Annotated in this window: 11 protein-coding genes; 8 read left to right on the top strand and 3 right to left on the bottom strand. The window is 74.1% G+C overall.

From position 1 onward, the window contains the following. Positions 1–51 precede the first annotated feature (51 nt). From ACFHW0_RS17510 to ACFHW0_RS17480, 7 genes are all read left to right on the top strand, one after another. The gene (locus tag ACFHW0_RS17510; RefSeq protein ID WP_416608911.1) at positions 52–852 is read left to right on the top strand and encodes an SAM-dependent methyltransferase; all 801 of its coding nucleotides are present in this window, start codon (positions 52–54) and stop codon (positions 850–852) included. A gap of 57 nt (positions 853–909) precedes the next feature. Further along, positions 910–2,253 (top strand): nucleotide disphospho-sugar-binding domain-containing protein, encoded by a 1,344-nt coding sequence (locus ACFHW0_RS17505; protein WP_416608910.1) that lies wholly within the window; start codon positions 910–912, stop codon positions 2,251–2,253. A gap of 182 nt (positions 2,254–2,435) precedes the next feature. Continuing rightward, on the top strand, positions 2,436–3,590 hold the full coding sequence (locus tag ACFHW0_RS17500; protein ID WP_416608908.1) for a DegT/DnrJ/EryC1/StrS family aminotransferase: 1,155 nt from the start codon (positions 2,436–2,438) through the stop codon (positions 3,588–3,590). 63 nt (positions 3,591–3,653) lie between these two features. Then, positions 3,654–4,715 carry a glucose-1-phosphate thymidylyltransferase gene (locus tag ACFHW0_RS17495; RefSeq protein ID WP_416608906.1) on the top strand — a complete coding sequence of 354 codons (1,062 nt, stop codon included), beginning with the start codon at positions 3,654–3,656 and terminating at the stop codon, positions 4,713–4,715. Positions 4,716–4,773: 58 nt separating this feature from the next. Next, positions 4,774–6,078, top strand: coding sequence for a lipopolysaccharide biosynthesis protein RfbH (rfbH, locus tag ACFHW0_RS17490; protein ID WP_416608904.1), 1,305 nt, complete (start codon positions 4,774–4,776; stop codon positions 6,076–6,078). 51 nt (positions 6,079–6,129) lie between these two features. Next, on the top strand, positions 6,130–7,476 hold the full coding sequence (locus tag ACFHW0_RS17485) for a nucleotide sugar dehydrogenase (protein ID WP_416608903.1): 1,347 nt from the start codon (positions 6,130–6,132) through the stop codon (positions 7,474–7,476). Continuing rightward, the gene (locus tag ACFHW0_RS17480; protein WP_416608901.1) at positions 7,473–8,459 is read left to right on the top strand and encodes an NAD-dependent epimerase/dehydratase family protein; all 987 of its coding nucleotides are present in this window, start codon (positions 7,473–7,475) and stop codon (positions 8,457–8,459) included. The genes ACFHW0_RS17485 and ACFHW0_RS17480 overlap by 4 nt, the downstream gene beginning before the upstream one ends. 250 nt (positions 8,460–8,709) lie before the next feature. Here ACFHW0_RS17480 and ACFHW0_RS17475 read toward each other — a convergent pair whose 3' ends face one another. Both ACFHW0_RS17475 and ACFHW0_RS17470 read right to left on the bottom strand, forming a co-directional pair. Continuing rightward, positions 8,710–10,311, bottom strand: coding sequence for an MFS transporter (locus tag ACFHW0_RS17475; protein ID WP_416608899.1), 1,602 nt, complete (start codon positions 10,309–10,311; stop codon positions 8,710–8,712). Positions 10,312–10,341: 30 nt separating this feature from the next. After that, positions 10,342–11,010 carry a DUF899 domain-containing protein gene (locus ACFHW0_RS17470; protein ID WP_416608897.1) on the bottom strand — a complete coding sequence of 223 codons (669 nt, stop codon included), beginning with the start codon at positions 11,008–11,010 and terminating at the stop codon, positions 10,342–10,344. 403 nt (positions 11,011–11,413) lie between these two features. Between ACFHW0_RS17470 and ACFHW0_RS17465 the strand changes: the two genes are divergently transcribed. Next, entirely contained in the window at positions 11,414–14,851 is a 3,438-nt protein-coding gene (locus ACFHW0_RS17465; protein ID WP_416608895.1) for an AfsR/SARP family transcriptional regulator, read from the top strand. A gap of 117 nt (positions 14,852–14,968) precedes the next feature. Here ACFHW0_RS17465 and ACFHW0_RS17460 read toward each other — a convergent pair whose 3' ends face one another. Continuing rightward, the gene (locus ACFHW0_RS17460) at positions 14,969–15,382 is read right to left on the bottom strand and encodes an SgcJ/EcaC family oxidoreductase (protein WP_132238240.1); all 414 of its coding nucleotides are present in this window, start codon (positions 15,380–15,382) and stop codon (positions 14,969–14,971) included. Between the last annotated feature and the right edge of the window lie 52 nt (positions 15,383–15,434).

Genomic DNA, 15,434 nt, shown 5'->3' with positions numbered 1-15,434 from the left:
GGGGCCGGCCCCCACCCGCACTCCCAACCAGCGACGCACGAGGAGAGACCGATGTCGACAGAACCTGCCCAGTCCGTGGAGCGGCCGTCGCCGGCACGGATGTACGACTACTTCCTCCACGGCACGAACAACTACCCGGTGGACCGGGCCGCGGCGGAGGCCGTGATCGGGCGGGTCGGACAGACGCTCACCCGCGACGTGGTGTGGGAGAACCGGCGGTTCCTGGGCCGCGCCGTCCGGCACCTCGCCGAGGAGTGCGGGATCCGGCAGTTCATCGACGTCGGGGCGGGCCTGCCGAGCCAGGAGAACACCCACCACGTGGCGCGGCGCGCCGTCTCGCAGCCCCGGGTGATCTACGTGGACAACGACCCGGCGGTGGCCGAGCACGGCAAGCGCCTGCTCACCGAGGACGAGCGGGCCAACACCGGGATCTTCACCGCCGACCTGCGCGACCCCGGCTCGATCCTCGACCACCCGGACACCAAGTCCCTGATCGACTTCTCCCAGCCCGTCGGGGTGCTGTTCATCGCGGTCTTCCACTTCATCCGCGACAGCGAGGACCCGAAGGGCATCATCCGGGCCTTCCGCGACCGGATGGCGCCCGGCTCCTACCTGGCCCTGTCCCACCTCTGCGTGGAGGGCGGGCCGGACGAGGAGCGCCGGATGATGGAGGACAGCTACCGCAACGCCACCGCGCCCATGGTCTACCGGACCGCCGCGCAGATCGCCGACCTCTTCGAGGGCTTCGAGCTCGTCGCGCCGGGGCTCGTGCCGACCGGCCGCTGGCGGCAGGACGACCCCGACGCCACCTCCACCGACCGGATGTACGCCGGGGTGGCCCGCAAGCTCTGACCCGTTCCGCCGACCGCCGCACCGCACCCACCAGGACCCGCACAACCGAGGAGAGACATGCGCGTCGTGTTCGCCCTGTGGCCCAACCCGGCCCACCTGTACCCGCTGGTTCCGCTCGCGTGGGCGTTGCAGAGCGCCGGCCACGAGGTCCGCGTCGCGTCGCACCCCGTCCTGGCGGAGAGCACGCTGGCGGTCGGGCTCACCCCGGTCGCGGTCGGCGACCCGGAGATCATGCCGATGGGTCCCGGCCGGCCGCAGCCGCGCAGCGTCAAGCAGCGGCTCGACCGGATCACCGAGGCGCTGGAGCTGACGCCGGCGGACAAGGAGGTCTGGGACGTCTTCTACCAGTTCATGCTGCCGTCCATGTGGGACTTCCACCCGGTCGGGTCCACCGCCCGCGACCCGCACCCGGTCCTCGACGACCTGGTCGCCTTCACCCGCGACTGGCAGCCCGACCTGGTGCTCTGGGACCCCTGCTTCCCGGCGGGCGCGGTGGCGGCGCGCGTCGCCGGGGCGGCGCAGGCGCGGCTGCTCTGGGGGCTGGACTACTTCGCCTCGACCATGGACCGCTTCGCCGAGGCCGCCGCCCGGCCGGGACCGGGACCGGAGGAGAACCCGCTGGTCGAGACCATGCGGCCGGCGGCCGAGCGGTACGGGCTGGAGGTCGACGACGAGCTGCTGCTGGGTCAGTGGACCGTCGACCCCACTCCCCCGGGCGTACGCCTGCCGACCAGCGTCAGGACCGTGCCGACGCGCTGGGTGCCCTACTCGGGGCAGACGGTGCTGCCCCGGTGGCTGCACCACCGGCCGGAGCGGCCCCGCGTCGCGCTCTCCCTCGGGCTGTCCCAGCGGATGTACTTCAAGGGGGGCTGGGACCACGTGCCCGGCCTGCTGGAGATGGTCTCCGACCTGGACGTCGAGGTGGTCGCCACGCTCAACGCCGACCAGCTGGCCGGCATGCCCACCCTGCCGAAGAACGTCCGCGCGGTGGACTACCTGCCCCTGACCCAGCTGCTGCCGTCCTGTTCGGCGATGGTGCACCACGGCGGCATGGGCACCTTCGCCAGCGCGGTGGCGCTGCGGGTGCCGCAGTTGATCACCGACTCCGACGACGACAACGGCATGATCACCATCGAGGCCGACGGCCTGGAGTGGTCGATGGCCACGAAGCACATCGAGTCGTCGGTGACCGCCCGCTGCGTCGCCGCGCGCGGCGCGGGGCTGGTCCTGGACATCAAGAACCTCTCCGTGGACGCGATGCGCAAGCAGCTCGTCCGCGTGCTGGACGAGCCGGCGTTCCGGCAGGGGGCCGACTCCCTCTACGACGACCTGCTCGCCACGCCCAGCCCGACCGAGACCGTCCCGGTGCTGGAGAAGCTCACCCGGCGGTATCGGGCCTGACCTGACACCGCCGTCGCCGCCGGCGGGCGGGCTCCTCCGGACGCCCGCCGGCACCGTCCGGTCCCGCACCGCCCGCCCGCGGCCCACCCGGGTGGCGCGCCCCGCGCCGCCCCGCTGCCGGCTGCCCGCCGCCGCCCCGCGTCGCCGCCGGTGCACGGGCGTCCTCGACCACAGGAGAAGCGATGATCAACGTCTTCCAGCCGACCCTCGGCGCCGAGGAGCTCGACGCCGTGCGCGCCGTCTTCGACAGCAGCTGGCTGGGGCACGGGCCGCGTACCAGGGAGTTCGAGCAGGAGTTCGCCGCGCACGCCGGGCTGGTGCCCGAGCGAACCATCTTCATCAACTCGGCCACGGCCGGGCTCTTCCTCGCCGTGGAGCTGCTGGCCCTGGGGCCCGGCGACGAGGTGGTGCTGCCCTCGATCAGCTTCGTCGGCGCCGCCAACGCCATCGCCTCGGCCGGTGCCCGGCCGGTCTTCTGCGACGTCGACCCGCGCACGCTCAACCCGTCCGTCGCCGACGTGGAGCGGGCCCTGACCGCCACCACGAAGGCGGTGATCCTGCTGCACTACGGCGGCGTTCCGGGCGAGGTGGCCGAGATCGCCGAGCTGTGCCGCCGGCGCGGGGTCGCGCTGGTGGAGGACGCGGCGTGTGCCGTCGCGTCGACCGTCGACGGGCGTCCCTGCGGCAGCTTCGGCGACATCGCCATGTGGAGCTTCGACGCGATGAAGATCCTGGTCACCGGCGACGGCGGGATGCTGCACGTACGCGACGCGGAACTGGCCCGGCGGGCCCACCGCCTGGCGTACCACGGCCTGGAGCACGCCAGCGGCTTCTCCGCCGCCGGCAAGGGCGTGCCGCACCGCTGGTGGGAGCTGGACGTGCGGGAGTTCGGCCGCCGGGTGGTCGGCAACGACCTCACCGCGGCGATCGGCCTGGTCCAGCTGCGCCGCCTGCCCGGGTTCGTCGCGCGCCGGCGGGAGATCGCCGCGGAGTACGACCGGCTGCTCGCCGACGTCGAGGGCGTCCGGCTCCCCCCGCCGCTGCCCGCCGGGCAGCGCAGCTCGCACTACTTCTACTGGGTGCAGCTCGACCCGGCGATCCGCGACCAGGTGGCCGCCGATCTGCTCGACGTCGGGATCTACACCACGTTCCGCTACGCGCCGCTGCACAAGGTGTCCGCGTACGGCGGCGGCCGGCACCTGCCCGGCGCCGACGAGGCGGCGCGGACCACCCTCCTCCTACCGCTCCACCAGGGACTGGACGATGCAGACGTACGAACGGTCGTCGACGGCCTGCGCAAGTCCGTCGAGCAGCGGCAGGGCGGCACCGGTGACTGACCGGACGCCACGGCCGGTGGCCGGCCCGCCCGGGCGACGGGGCGCCGACGCCGGGGGGACGCGATGAAGGCCCTGGTGCTCTCCGGCGGCGCCGGCACCCGGCTGCGCCCGCTGAGCCACTCGATGCCCAAGCAGCTCGTCCCGGTGGCGAACAAGCCGGTCCTGGAGCACGTGCTGGAGAACGTCCGCGACGCCGGCGTGACCGAGATCGGCGTGATCGTGGGCGCCTGGGCCGACCAGATCGGCGAGGTCCTCGCCGACGGCTCCCGCCTCGGGGTGCGGCTGACCTACCTGCGTCAGGACCGGCCCCGCGGGCTGGCCGACTGCGTCCGGCTGGCCCGGCCGTTCCTCGGCGACGACGACTTCGTCATGTACCTCGGCGACGTCATGCTGCCCGACGGCGTGGCCCGGTACGCCGACCAGTTCCGCCGCCACCGACCGGCGGCCCAGGTGCTCGTGCACAAGGTGGACGATCCGCGCGCCTTCGGCATCGTCGAGCTGGGCCCCGACGGCACGGTACGCCGCCTGGTGGAGAAGCCCCGGCAGCCACGCGGGGATCTCGCCCTGGTCGGCGTCTACTTCTTCACCCCGGCCATCCACGCCGGCGTCGACGCCATCACGCCCAGCGCGCGCGGCGAGCTGGAGATCACCGACGCGGTGCAGTGGCTGGTCACCAGCGGCGCCGAGGTGCGCGCCAGCGAGTACGACGGGTACTGGCGCGACACCGGCCAGGTGGCGGACCTGCTGGCCTGCAACCGGCACCTGCTCGACGGTCAGCCGCGCGCGATCGCCGGCACCGTCGATCCGGCCAGCGAGCTGACCGGCGCCGTGGTCGTGGAGCCGGGCGCCCGCATCGTCGCCAGCCGCGTCGAGGGACCGGTGGTCATCGGCGCGGGCGCCGTGGTCGAGGGCTGCCGGATCGGCCCGCACACCGCGATCGGGCCCGGCTGCCGGCTCGTCGACGCCGAGGTGGCCGACTCGATCGTGCTCGCGGACGCCTCGATCACCGCCGTCCGTGGGCTGCGCGGCTGCCTGATCGGCCGCTCCGCCACGGTCAGCCTCAGTCCGGCGGCCGGAAGCCGGCTCGTGGTCGGCGACCACAGCCGGATCGAGTTCGCCGCATGACGCCCGTACGGCCGCCGACATACGCCCGCTGCCGGGCACGATCCGAGAGGAAGATGGGATGAGCGACCCCAAGGCACTGCTGCTGGACAGCGTCCGCAAGTACCACCAGGAGGTCCAGGAGGAGCGGCCGTTCGTCCCGGGCGAGACCGAGATCTGGCCCTCGGGCGCGGTGCTGGGCGCCGAGGAGCGGGTGGCGCTGGTCGAGGCCGCGCTGGACCTGCGCATCGCGTCCGGGCAGAACGCCCGCCGGTTCGAGTCGGCCTTCGCCCGCAAGTTGCGGGTCCGCAAGGCGCACCTGTGCAACTCCGGGTCCTCGGCCAACCTGCTGGCGGTCTCCGCGCTCACCTCCGCCCAGCTCGGCGACCGGCGGCTGCGCCGGGGCGACGAGGTGATCACGGTGGCGGCCGGGTTCCCCACCACGGTCAACCCGATCCTGCAGAACGGGCTGGTGCCGGTCTTCGTCGACATCGAGCTGGGCACCTACAACGCCACCGTCGAGCGGGTGGCCGCCGCGATCGGCCCGAAGACCAGGGCCATCATGCTGGCCCACGCGGTGGGCAACCCGTTCGCGGTGGCCGAGATGGCGCAGCTCGCCAAGGATCACGGCCTGTTCCTCATCGAGGACAACTGCGACGCCGTGGGGTCCTTCTACGACGGTAGACCCACCGGCAGCTTCGGCGACCTGGCCTCGGCGAGCTTCTACCCGGCGCACCACATGACGATGGGCGAGGGCGGGTGCGTGGTGACCTCCAACCTGGCCATGGCCCGGATCGTGGAGTCGCTGCGCGACTGGGGCCGGGACTGCTGGTGCGACCCGGGCAAGAGCAACACCTGCATGAAGCGGTTCGAGCACCAGCTGGGCACCCTCCCGGAGGGCTACGACCACAAGTACATCTACTCGCACGTCGGGTACAACCTGAAGACCACCGACCTGCAGGCCGCCCTGGGGCTGGCCCAGCTGGCCCGGGTCGACGAGTTCTGCGCCGCCCGGCGGCACAACTGGCGGCGCCTGCGCGAGGGCCTGGACGGGGTGCCGCACCTGCTGCTGCCCCACGCCACGCCGCGCAGCGACCCGAGCTGGTACGGCTTCGTGATCACCGTGGAGCCGGGGGCGCCGTTCGACGTGCCCGAACTGGTGGGCTTCCTGGAGGACCGCAAGATCGGCACGCGGCGGCTGTTCGCGGGCAACCTGACCCGCCATCCCGCGTACGCCGACCAGGAGTACCGGGTCGTCGGCGAGCTGACCAACAGCGACATCGTGACCAGCCAGACCTTCCACGTCGGGGTCTTCCCCGGGCTCACCGACGAGATGATCGACTACGTCGTCTCGTCCATCCGCGAGTTCGTCAAGACCTACGGCTGACCGGCGGGGTCCCGGACCTGGGACCCGGCAGCTTCCCTGATTGGAGCACAGATGGGTGTTCTGTCCGACCGACGAGATCCTCGGGTGGCGGTCATCGGGCTCGGCTACGTCGGGTCCTGCATCGCCGCGGTCCTGGCCGAACGCGGCCTGGACGTGGTGGGCGTGGACGTCGACCCGCACCTGGTCGACGAGCTGCGCGCCGGGCACTGCCGGTTCGAGGAGCCCGGCCTGCCGGAGCTGGTCCGCGACGGCATCGAGGGCGGCCGGCTGCGGGTGACCACCGACTACGCGGCGCTGGCGGAGACCGACGTCGTCCTCGTCACCGTCGGTACGCCGGTGCGCCGCGACGGCTCGCTCGCCGACGAGCAGCTCCGCGGCGCCTGCGTCGAGCTGGCCCGCCACCTGCGACCCGGCCAACTGGTCGTGATCAAGAGCACGGTGCCGCCGGGCACCACCCGGGACTTCGTCCTGCCGCTGCTGGAGCGCGGCGGGCTGCGCGGCGGGAGGGACTTCGGCATCGCCTTCACCCCCGAGCGGCTCGCCGAGGGCACGGCCCTGCGGGAGCTGCGGACCTTCCCCATCGTCGCCGGCGGCCTGGACGCCGACAGCACCCGGGCGGCCGGCGGGTTCTGGCAGCGGGCGCTGGGGGTGGACGTGATCCCGGTGGACTCGCTGGAGGCGGCGGAGATCGTCAAGCTCGCCGACAACTGGTGGATCGACCTCAACATCGCGCTCGCCAACGAGCTGGCCAAGTTCAGCGCGCTGTTCGACGTCGACGTGCTGGACGTGATCGCCGCCGCGAACAGCATCCCGAAGGGCAAGAGCAACATCAACATTTTGCTGCCCAGCGTCGGGGTGGGCGGCTCCTGCCTGACCAAGGACCCCTGGATGGTCTGGCACTCGGCGCGGGAGCGGGGGCTGGAGATCCTCACCGCGCCGGCCGGCCGGCAGGTGAACGCGGGGATGCCGGCCTACACGGCGCGGCTGGTCCTGGACGAGTTGGCCGCTCTCGGCAGGTCGGCGGAGACGGCGACGGTGACCGTGCTGGGCCTGGCGTTCAAGAACGACACCGGCGACCTGCGGGCCACCCCGACGCTGCCGGCCGTCGCGGCCCTGCGCGAGGCCGGCTGCGAGGTCCGCCTGCACGACCCCCTGGTCGACCCGGACGAGGCGGAGAAGCTCTTCGGCCTGCGGCCGGTCGCCAGCCTCGACGAGGCGGTGCGGGGCGCGGACTGCCTGGCCGTCCTGGCCCACCACCGGCGGTTCGCCGGGATCGACTACGCCGCGCTGCCGGTGGCCCGGCCCTGCCTGGTGCTCGACGGGCGCGCGTACTTCCCGAAGGACAGGATCGCCGGGCTGCGGGCCGCCGGGTACCACTACCGGGGGATCGGCCGGTGAGCGCGCGGGTGGTGGTGACCGGCGGGCACGGCTTCATCGGCGGGCACCTGGTGGACCGGCTGCTGGAGCGCGGCGACGACGTCACCGTCTTCGACGGCCCGGCGCCGCCGGTGGGACGCTCGCCGGCCGCGGCGCACGCCCGGCTGGTGGAGGGCGACGTGCGCGACCCGGGCCGGCTGGCCGAGGCGATCACCTCGGGTGTCGACGTCGTCTACCACCTGGCCGCCGTGGTGGGCGTCGACCAGTACCTGTCCCGCCCGCTGGACGTCGTCGACATCAACTTCACCGGTACCCGCAACGTGCTGGACCTGGCCTGCCGGGCCGGCGCCCGGGTCGTGCTGGCCAGCACCAGCGAGGTCTTCGGCAAGAACCCGGCGGTGCCGTGGGCGGAGGAGGACGACCGGGTGCTCGGCGCCACGTCCGCCGACCGCTGGACGTACTCGTCGAGCAAGGCCCTCACCGAGCACCTGACGTACGCCTTCGCCCGCCAACACGGGCTGGCGGCCACCATCGTCCGCTACTTCAACGTCTACGGCCCCCGGCAGCGCCCGGCGTACCTGGTCAGCCGCTCGGTGCACCGGGCGCTGAACGGGCGCCCGGTGGTGGTCTACGACCAGGGGCGGCAGACCCGCTGCTTCACCTTCGTCGACGACGCCGTCGCCGGTACGCTCGCCGCCGCCACCAGCCCGGCGGCGCTCGGCGAGTCGTTCAACATCGGCAGCATGGTGGAGAACACCATCGGCGAGGTGGCGGAGATGATCGGCACGCTCACCGGCACCGCCGCGGTGACCGACGTGGACACCAGCCGGGCCCTGGGCAGCGCGTACGAGGACCTGGCCCGGCGGATCCCGGACACCACGAAGGCCCGCACGCTGCTGGGCTGGAAGTGCGAGGTGCCGTTGCGTACCGGCCTGGAGCGGACGGTGCACTGGGCCCGGGAGAACCCGTGGTGGTTGGCCCTGCCCGACACCGGCGCGAACTGACGTACCGACACGGAGACGCCGCCCGACCCGCCGGGGTCGGGCGGCGCCGTCGTGCGCGCACCCGGTCCGCCGACCACACTCACGCTGCCACGATGGGGCGGGCCCGATGAGTGCCGGCGCCGCCTACGGAGGACGCGGGCCCGCCGGGCGACCCGCGGCAGCTCCGGGTGCCGCCCGGATGTACGCGAACGGCGTGCGGCCGGGGTGGAGCGCTCCACCCCGGCCGCACGGTCGCGCCGCGACCGACCCGTCAGCGCCGGGCCGACGCGGGCGTCTCGTCGGTGCCACCGGCCGGGACCGCCGGGGCATCGACGACCGGTTCCTCGGCCGCCGGGCGCACTCGGCGCAGCAGCAGCGCCGAGGCCACGGCCAGGATCACCGCGATCACCGCGCTGACCAACCCGGCCATGTTGAACCCGCTGGTGAACGCCGTCCTGGCGGCCTCCAGCAGGGCGCTGCCGGTCTGCTCGGAGAGCTGCCCGGTCACCGCGCTCGCGCCGGCCAGCGAATCGCCGGCCGCCTCCCTGGCCTGCGCGGGCAGGTCGGCGGGGAGGGCCGGAGCGATCTCGCTGCGGTAGACGGCGGTGCCGACGCTGCCCAGTACGGCGACGCCGAGCGCCACCCCCAGCTCGGTGCTCGTCTCCGACATCGACGACGCCGAGCCGGCCCGTTCGGGCGGCGCCGCCCCGATGATCAGGTCCGTGCCCAGCACGGCACCGGGCCCGAAGCCGAGATAGACGATCACCAGACCGGTCACCGCGAGGCCGAGCCCACCGGCGGTGCCCACCTGGCTCAGCAGCGCGAAGCCGACCGCGGCGATCGCCATGCCGCCGGCGACCACGTAGCCCGGGGCGAACTTCTGCGCGATCACCGGCGCGAGCATCGAACCGACCAGCATGGACACCGCGTACGGCAGCATCCAGAGCCCGGCCCGCAGCGGGGAGAGGCCCTCGACCAGTTGGGCGTACTGGGCGAAGAGCAGCGCGATGCCACCGATGGTCGACCCACCGAGCAGCATGATGCCCAGGGCCGCGCTGAAGGTCCGGTTGGCGAACAGCCGTACCTCGAGCAGCGGGCTGGTGAGGCGGCGCTGCCGCGCCACGAAGATCACGCCGATCACCACACCGGCGACCATCGCCAGGACCGGCCGGACGCCGAAGCCGTCCTTCGCCAGCTCCTTGAGACCGTAGACGAAGGGCAGAATGGTGGCCAGCGAGAGCACCACGCTGAACAGGTCGAGCCGCCCGGCCTCCGGATTGCGGTACTCGGGCAGCAGCAGCGGCGCGGCCACCAGCAGCACGACCATCACCGGTACGCCCAGCAGGAAGACCCCGCCCCACCAGAACGACTCGAGCAGCACGCCGCCGACCAGCGGTCCGATGATCGCGCCGATCATGAAGCAGCTCATCCAGAGGCCGATGGCCATGGTGCGCTGCTGCGGGTTGCGGAACATGTTGCTGATCAGCGACAGCGTGGAGGGCATCAGGGTCGCCCCGGCCACGCCCAGCAGCGCCCGGGTGGCGATCAACATCTCGGCGCTGTTCGAATAGGCGGCGATCACCGACGCCACGCCGAAGGCCGCCGCGCCGATCATGAGCAGCCGGCGGCGGCCGATCCGGTCACCGAGGGTCCCCATGGTCACCAGGAATCCGGCGATCATGAAGCCGTAGATGTCCATGATCCAGAGCATCTGGGCGGCGTCCGGCGCCAGGTCGGCGCTCAGCTGCGGCAGCGCCAGGTAGAGAACGTTGAGGTCCAGCGACAGCAGCAGGGTGGGCAGCGTGAGTACGGCCAGGCCGATCCACTCGCGCCGGCTCGCTCTCGGTTCCGCCTCGCTCGCGTTCACATCCATCGTGGTCCTTCCTCCGTATCGGTGCGGCGACTAGTTGTCGTACTCGTCGTGCAGCCGCCACCAGCCGTACGGCTCCTCCTGCGGGCGTCCGTCCGGGGTGTCCTCCCAGGTTTCCTGCCGGCCGAGCGGGGTGAGGTCGAGCAGCGACCAGTTGCTGCCGAGCGCCTCGACGCCCCGCTCCGACGTGAAGTAGGTGCGATACACCTCGTCGCCGTCGCGCAGGAAGACGCTCAGCCCGAACGCCTCCCCCGCCTTCGTGGTGAGCCCGAGGTCGGTGTTGAAGTCGGTGCCGTGGGACGAGTACCAGGGCAGCGTCCAGCCCATCCGCTCCTTGAGCGGGGTGATCTCCGCCAGCGGCGCCCGGGAGATGAGCGCCAGGGTGGTGTCCCGGGCGTTCAGGTGGGCGGGGTGGCCGAGGTTGTCGACGAACATCGAGCACCCCTCGCAGTAGTGCGACTCGCCCGGCCTGAGCATGAAGTGGTAGACGATCAGCTGACGCCGGCCGTCGAAGATGTCGGCCAGGCTGGCCTTGCCGCCCGGGCCCTCGAAGACGTATTCCTTGTGGATCCGTGTCATGGGCTGCCTGCGGCGCTCCGCGGCCAGCGCGTCCCGGGCCCGGGTCGCCTCCTTCTCCTTGGCCAGCAGCCGCTTTCGGGCGGTCTCCCATTCCGACTGCGACACGATCGTCGGCAGGTTCATGTGGTCTCTCCATTCGTGGTCACGGACGCCGCCCCCTGCCCGGGAGCGGCGGCGACGGGCGCGGGCTCTCCGGCGTACGGAGGTGGCGCGGGCCGCCGCACGGCACGGACGCCGACCGACGCCCTGGGCACGCTCCCGCGCCGGTGTCGTCCGGCCCTCCGGCCGGCTCGCGGCGGTCGACCGGCATCGGCCGACCCGGGGCGCGCTTGCGGTCGCGCTGCGACATCCGGTGTGCCTCCCTCGCGTCGCCGGGCCGGATCCGTCGCCGGTCCCACTCTGCCGCCCACCGCTCCCGGTCCACTCCCGGTCCACTCTTGGTCTTCTCCCGGTGCGCTCCCGGTCGCCGCACCGCCGCGCCGCGCCGTGACCGCCCGTCGTCGGTGCGCTGCGCTACGGTGACGCCATGCGTTTCGGGCTCCTCGGTCCGTTGGCGGTCTGGACGACGGACGGCGCACCGGTCACCGTGCCCGATCTAAAGGTTCGTGTCCTGCTCGCCGACCTGCTGGCGCACCAGGGCCGACCCGTGCCCGTCGACCGGCTGGTCGAGGACCTGTGGGGCGAGCGCCCGCCGGCCAATCCCAGCGGCGCGCTACAGACCAAGGTCTGGCAGCTGCGGCGGGCGTTGAACGACGCGGAGGCCGGCGGCAGGGACGCGGTGGTGTCCCGACCGCCGGGATATCTGCTGCACACCGCGCCCGGGCAGACCGACGCCGACCGGTTCGGCGCGCTGGTCGAGCGGGCCACCGGCACGGCCGCCCCGCCCGCCCGGGTCGCGCTGCTGGACGAGGCCCTGGCGCTGTGGCGTGGCCCGGTGCTGGCCGACTTCGCCGACGAGCCGTTCACCCGCCCGCTGGCCGCCCGGCTGGAGGAGCAGCGCCTGGTGGCCGTCGAGGAGCGGGCCGAGGCCCGGCTGGTCCTGGGCGAGCACCAGCTGCTGGTCGGGGAACTCGCCGATCTGGTGGCGCGGCACCCGTTCCGGGAGCGGGCCCGCGCCCTCCAGTTGCGGGCCCTCTACCGGGCCGGGCGACAGGGCGAGGCGCTGGAGAGCTACGCCCGCTTCCGCCGGCAGCTCGCCGAGGAACTGGGCCTGGACCCGGGCCCGGAACTGGTGGCGCTGCACCGGGCGATCCTGGCGCACGACCCGGCGCTGCTCGCCGACCAGTTCGGCTCGGGCGACCGGAGCGGCCCGAGCGGTGCAAGCGACCAGGGCGGCCCGAGCGGCGGGAGCGGTGCAGGCGACCAGGGCGGCCCGAGCGGCAGGAACGGCCAGCGCGGCGGGAGCGGCCCGAGGGATCCGCGCGGCGCCGAGCCGAACGGCGCGGACGATCCGCCGGCCGCACCGCGCCCGGCGGGTGCGGGACGGGTGATGCCGAGGACCAACCTGCCCGCCCCGCTGACCCCGCTGGTCGGGCGTGCGGAGGCCGTGCGGCACGTCCACGAACTGCTGCGCGTCGAACGGCTGCTCACCCTCGTCGGGCCGGGCGGAGTGGGCAAGACCCGGCTGGCGGTCGAGGCGGCCCACCAGCTCGTCGAGGCGTACCCGGACGGGGTGTGGCTGGTCGAGCTGGCCTCGCTGCGCCCGGACGACCCCGCCGCGCTGGCCGGGTCGCTGCTGGCGGTGCTCGGCATCCGCGAGGCCACCGGGGCCGACCGTGGGCCGACGGGCGCCCCGGCCACCCCCGCCGACCGCCTCGTCGACGTGCTGCGCGGCCGGTCCCTGCTGCTGGTCCTGGACAACTGCGAGCACGTCGTGGAGCCGGTCGCCGAGCTGGCCCAGCGGGTGCTGCCGCACGCCCCGGGCGTACGCCTGCTGGCCACCAGCCAGGATCCGCTCGGCGTGGCGGGTGAGCGGGTCTGGCCGGTCCCCCCGTTGGAGCTGCCCGACCCGGAGGTCACCGAGCCCGAGGTGCTCGCCCGTTCCAGCGCGGTGCAGCTCTTCGTCGCCCGGGCCGCCGCCGCCGCCCCCGGATTCGCCCTGGATACGACCAACGCCCGTGACGTCGCCGAGCTGTGCCGCCGCCTCGACGCGGTGCCGCTCGCGCTGGAGCTGGCCGCCACCCGGGTACGCGCGCTGGGCGTGCACGGGCTGGTCACCCGGCTGGACGACCGGTTCCGGCTGCTCTCCGGCGGCCACCGGGGCGCCCCGCCGCGCCAGCAGACCCTGCGCGCGATGATCGACTGGAGCTGGGAGCTGCTCTCCGACCCGGAGCGGGTGGTGCTGCGGCGCCTCGCCGCGCACGCCGACGGCTGCACCCTGGAGGCCGCGGAGGCGGTCTGCGCCGACCCGGACCTGCCCGCCGACGAGGTGCTCGGGCTGCTCGTCCGGCTGGTCGACCGCTCGCTGGTGGTGATGACCGAGGGCGCCGGTGAGCCGCGCTACCGGCTGCTCGAGTCGGTCGCCGAGTACTGCCTGGCGCGGCTGCGCGAGGCCGACGAGGTGGCGGTGGTACGCCGCCGCCACCGGCGCCACTACCTCGAGCTGGCGCGGCGGGCCGACCACGAACTGCGCGGGGCGGCGCAGCGGCGCTGGCTCGCGCGGCTGGACCAGGAGACGGCCAACCTGCGCCGCGCGCTCGACGGCGCGCTGGCCGACGACGACGCGGCCGGCGCGCTGGAGCTGGCGACCACGCTGGCCTGGTACCGGTACCTGCGCGGCCGGCTGCGCGAGGCGCGCCGGTCGATCGAGGCGGCGCTCGCCGTGCCCGGTTCGGTGCCGGCCTCCGTACGGGCGGCGGCCACCTGTTGGCGGGCCGGGCTCGCCCTGCTGGAGGCCGGTGGCGACCACGCCCCGCTGGTGGCCCCGGCGTTGGCGGGCTGGCCGCCGGACGAGGACCCGGCGGGGCGGGCCCGGGCCACCTGCTTCCTCGGCCTCGCGCTGCTCAACACGGGGGACGTCACGACCAGCCAGGAGCTGGTCGACGACGCGCTGGCGCAGTTCGAGACGCTCGGCGACCGGTGGGGGGTGGCGACGGCGCTGAGCCTGCGGGCCGGGCACGCGCAGTCCCGGGGCGACCTGGAGGCGGCCAGCCGGGACAGCGCGCGCAGCGTGGCGCTCTTCCGCGAGTTGGGCGACCGGTGGGGGCAGCTCCAGGCGTCCTTCGCGCTGACCACGCGGGCGGAGGCGACCGGCGACTACCCGGAGGCGGCCAGGCTGCACCGGGAGGGCCTGCGGATGGCCGAGGAACTCGGGCTGTGGCTGGAGGCCTCCGACCGGCTCTCCGGCCTGGGCCGCATCGCGCTGCTCAGCGGCGACTACGACCGGGCCCGGGAGTTCCACGAGCGGGCGCTGCGGCTGGCCGCCGAACAGAACTTCAAGCCCGGGGAGCTGTACGCGCAGATCGGCCTCGGGCTCGGGGCCCGCCGCGAGGGCCGGCTGGACGCCGCCGAGGAGCTGCTGCGCGGCGTCCTGGCGTGGACCCGCCAGCCGGGCCTGGACGCCGACGTGGTGCGGGCACTGCTCCTGGCCGAGCTGGGCTTCGTCGCGGAGCAGCGCGGCACCGCCCGCGACGCGCACGAGTTGCACGCCGAGGCGTTCGAGGTCGCCACCGCCATCGGCGATCCCCGGGCGCAGGCGCTCGCGCTGGAGGGTCTCGCCGGCACGGCGACGCTCGACGGCCGGCACGGCGATGCCGCCCGGCTGCTCGGCGCGGCGGCCATGGCGCGGGCCTCGGTGGGCGCGCCGCTGCCGGCCGGGGAACGGGGCGATGTCGACCGGATCACTCAGGCCGCGCGTGACGCGCTCGGCCCGACCGCGTTCACGGAGGAGTTCGACCGGGGTACCGCGCTGACCCCCACCGAGGCCTACCGCTCGCTGGTGGCCGGCCTCCCCCGCCCCGCCTGAGCGGGCGGGGCTCAGCCCGGGCGGCGGTCACCCGGACGCACCGACGCACCCCGCACCGCCCGGGGGCGGTGCGGGGTGCAGTCGGACGCCGGGCGACCCGCCGCCGCGTACGCGTCGTCAGCGGTTGGCCGTGCCCTTGGAGTTCTGGTAGGCGGCGATGCTCCACCCCCCGTCCACCCGGACCACCGTGGAGGTGGCGAGGAAGGCGCGCTCGGCGACGAACTCGGTCTCCCCCTCCAGGAGCACGCTGCCCTGGGTCACCAGCAGCGCGATGTCGTCGGTCAGGAAGCGGACATCGAGCGGCTCGACGAGGACGTGGGTCCCCCCGTACGGCCCGGCGAACCCGGCGGCCATGTAGGAGCGGATCTCCTCCCGGCCCTTCATGTAGGCGTCACCGATGAGCGTGCCGTCCTCGACGAAGATCGCCGCGAACGCGTCGGCGTCGTTGGCCGCCCAGGCCGTCACGATGCGCCGCGCGACGTCCCGTACGGCCGTCTCGTCGCTCACGACAGCGGCATTGCCTGCGGACATGTCGTTCCTCCTCCTCGTGTCACCGGTACGCCGCGGGCGTCCGGACGTGCGG

This window comes from Micromonospora sp. LOL_025 (genome assembly GCF_048060285.1).
GTDB lineage: Bacteria > Actinomycetota > Actinomycetes > Mycobacteriales > Micromonosporaceae > Micromonospora.
The sequence above is the reverse complement of the archived record's forward strand: the minus strand, read 5'-3'. Positions and strand labels throughout refer to the sequence as shown.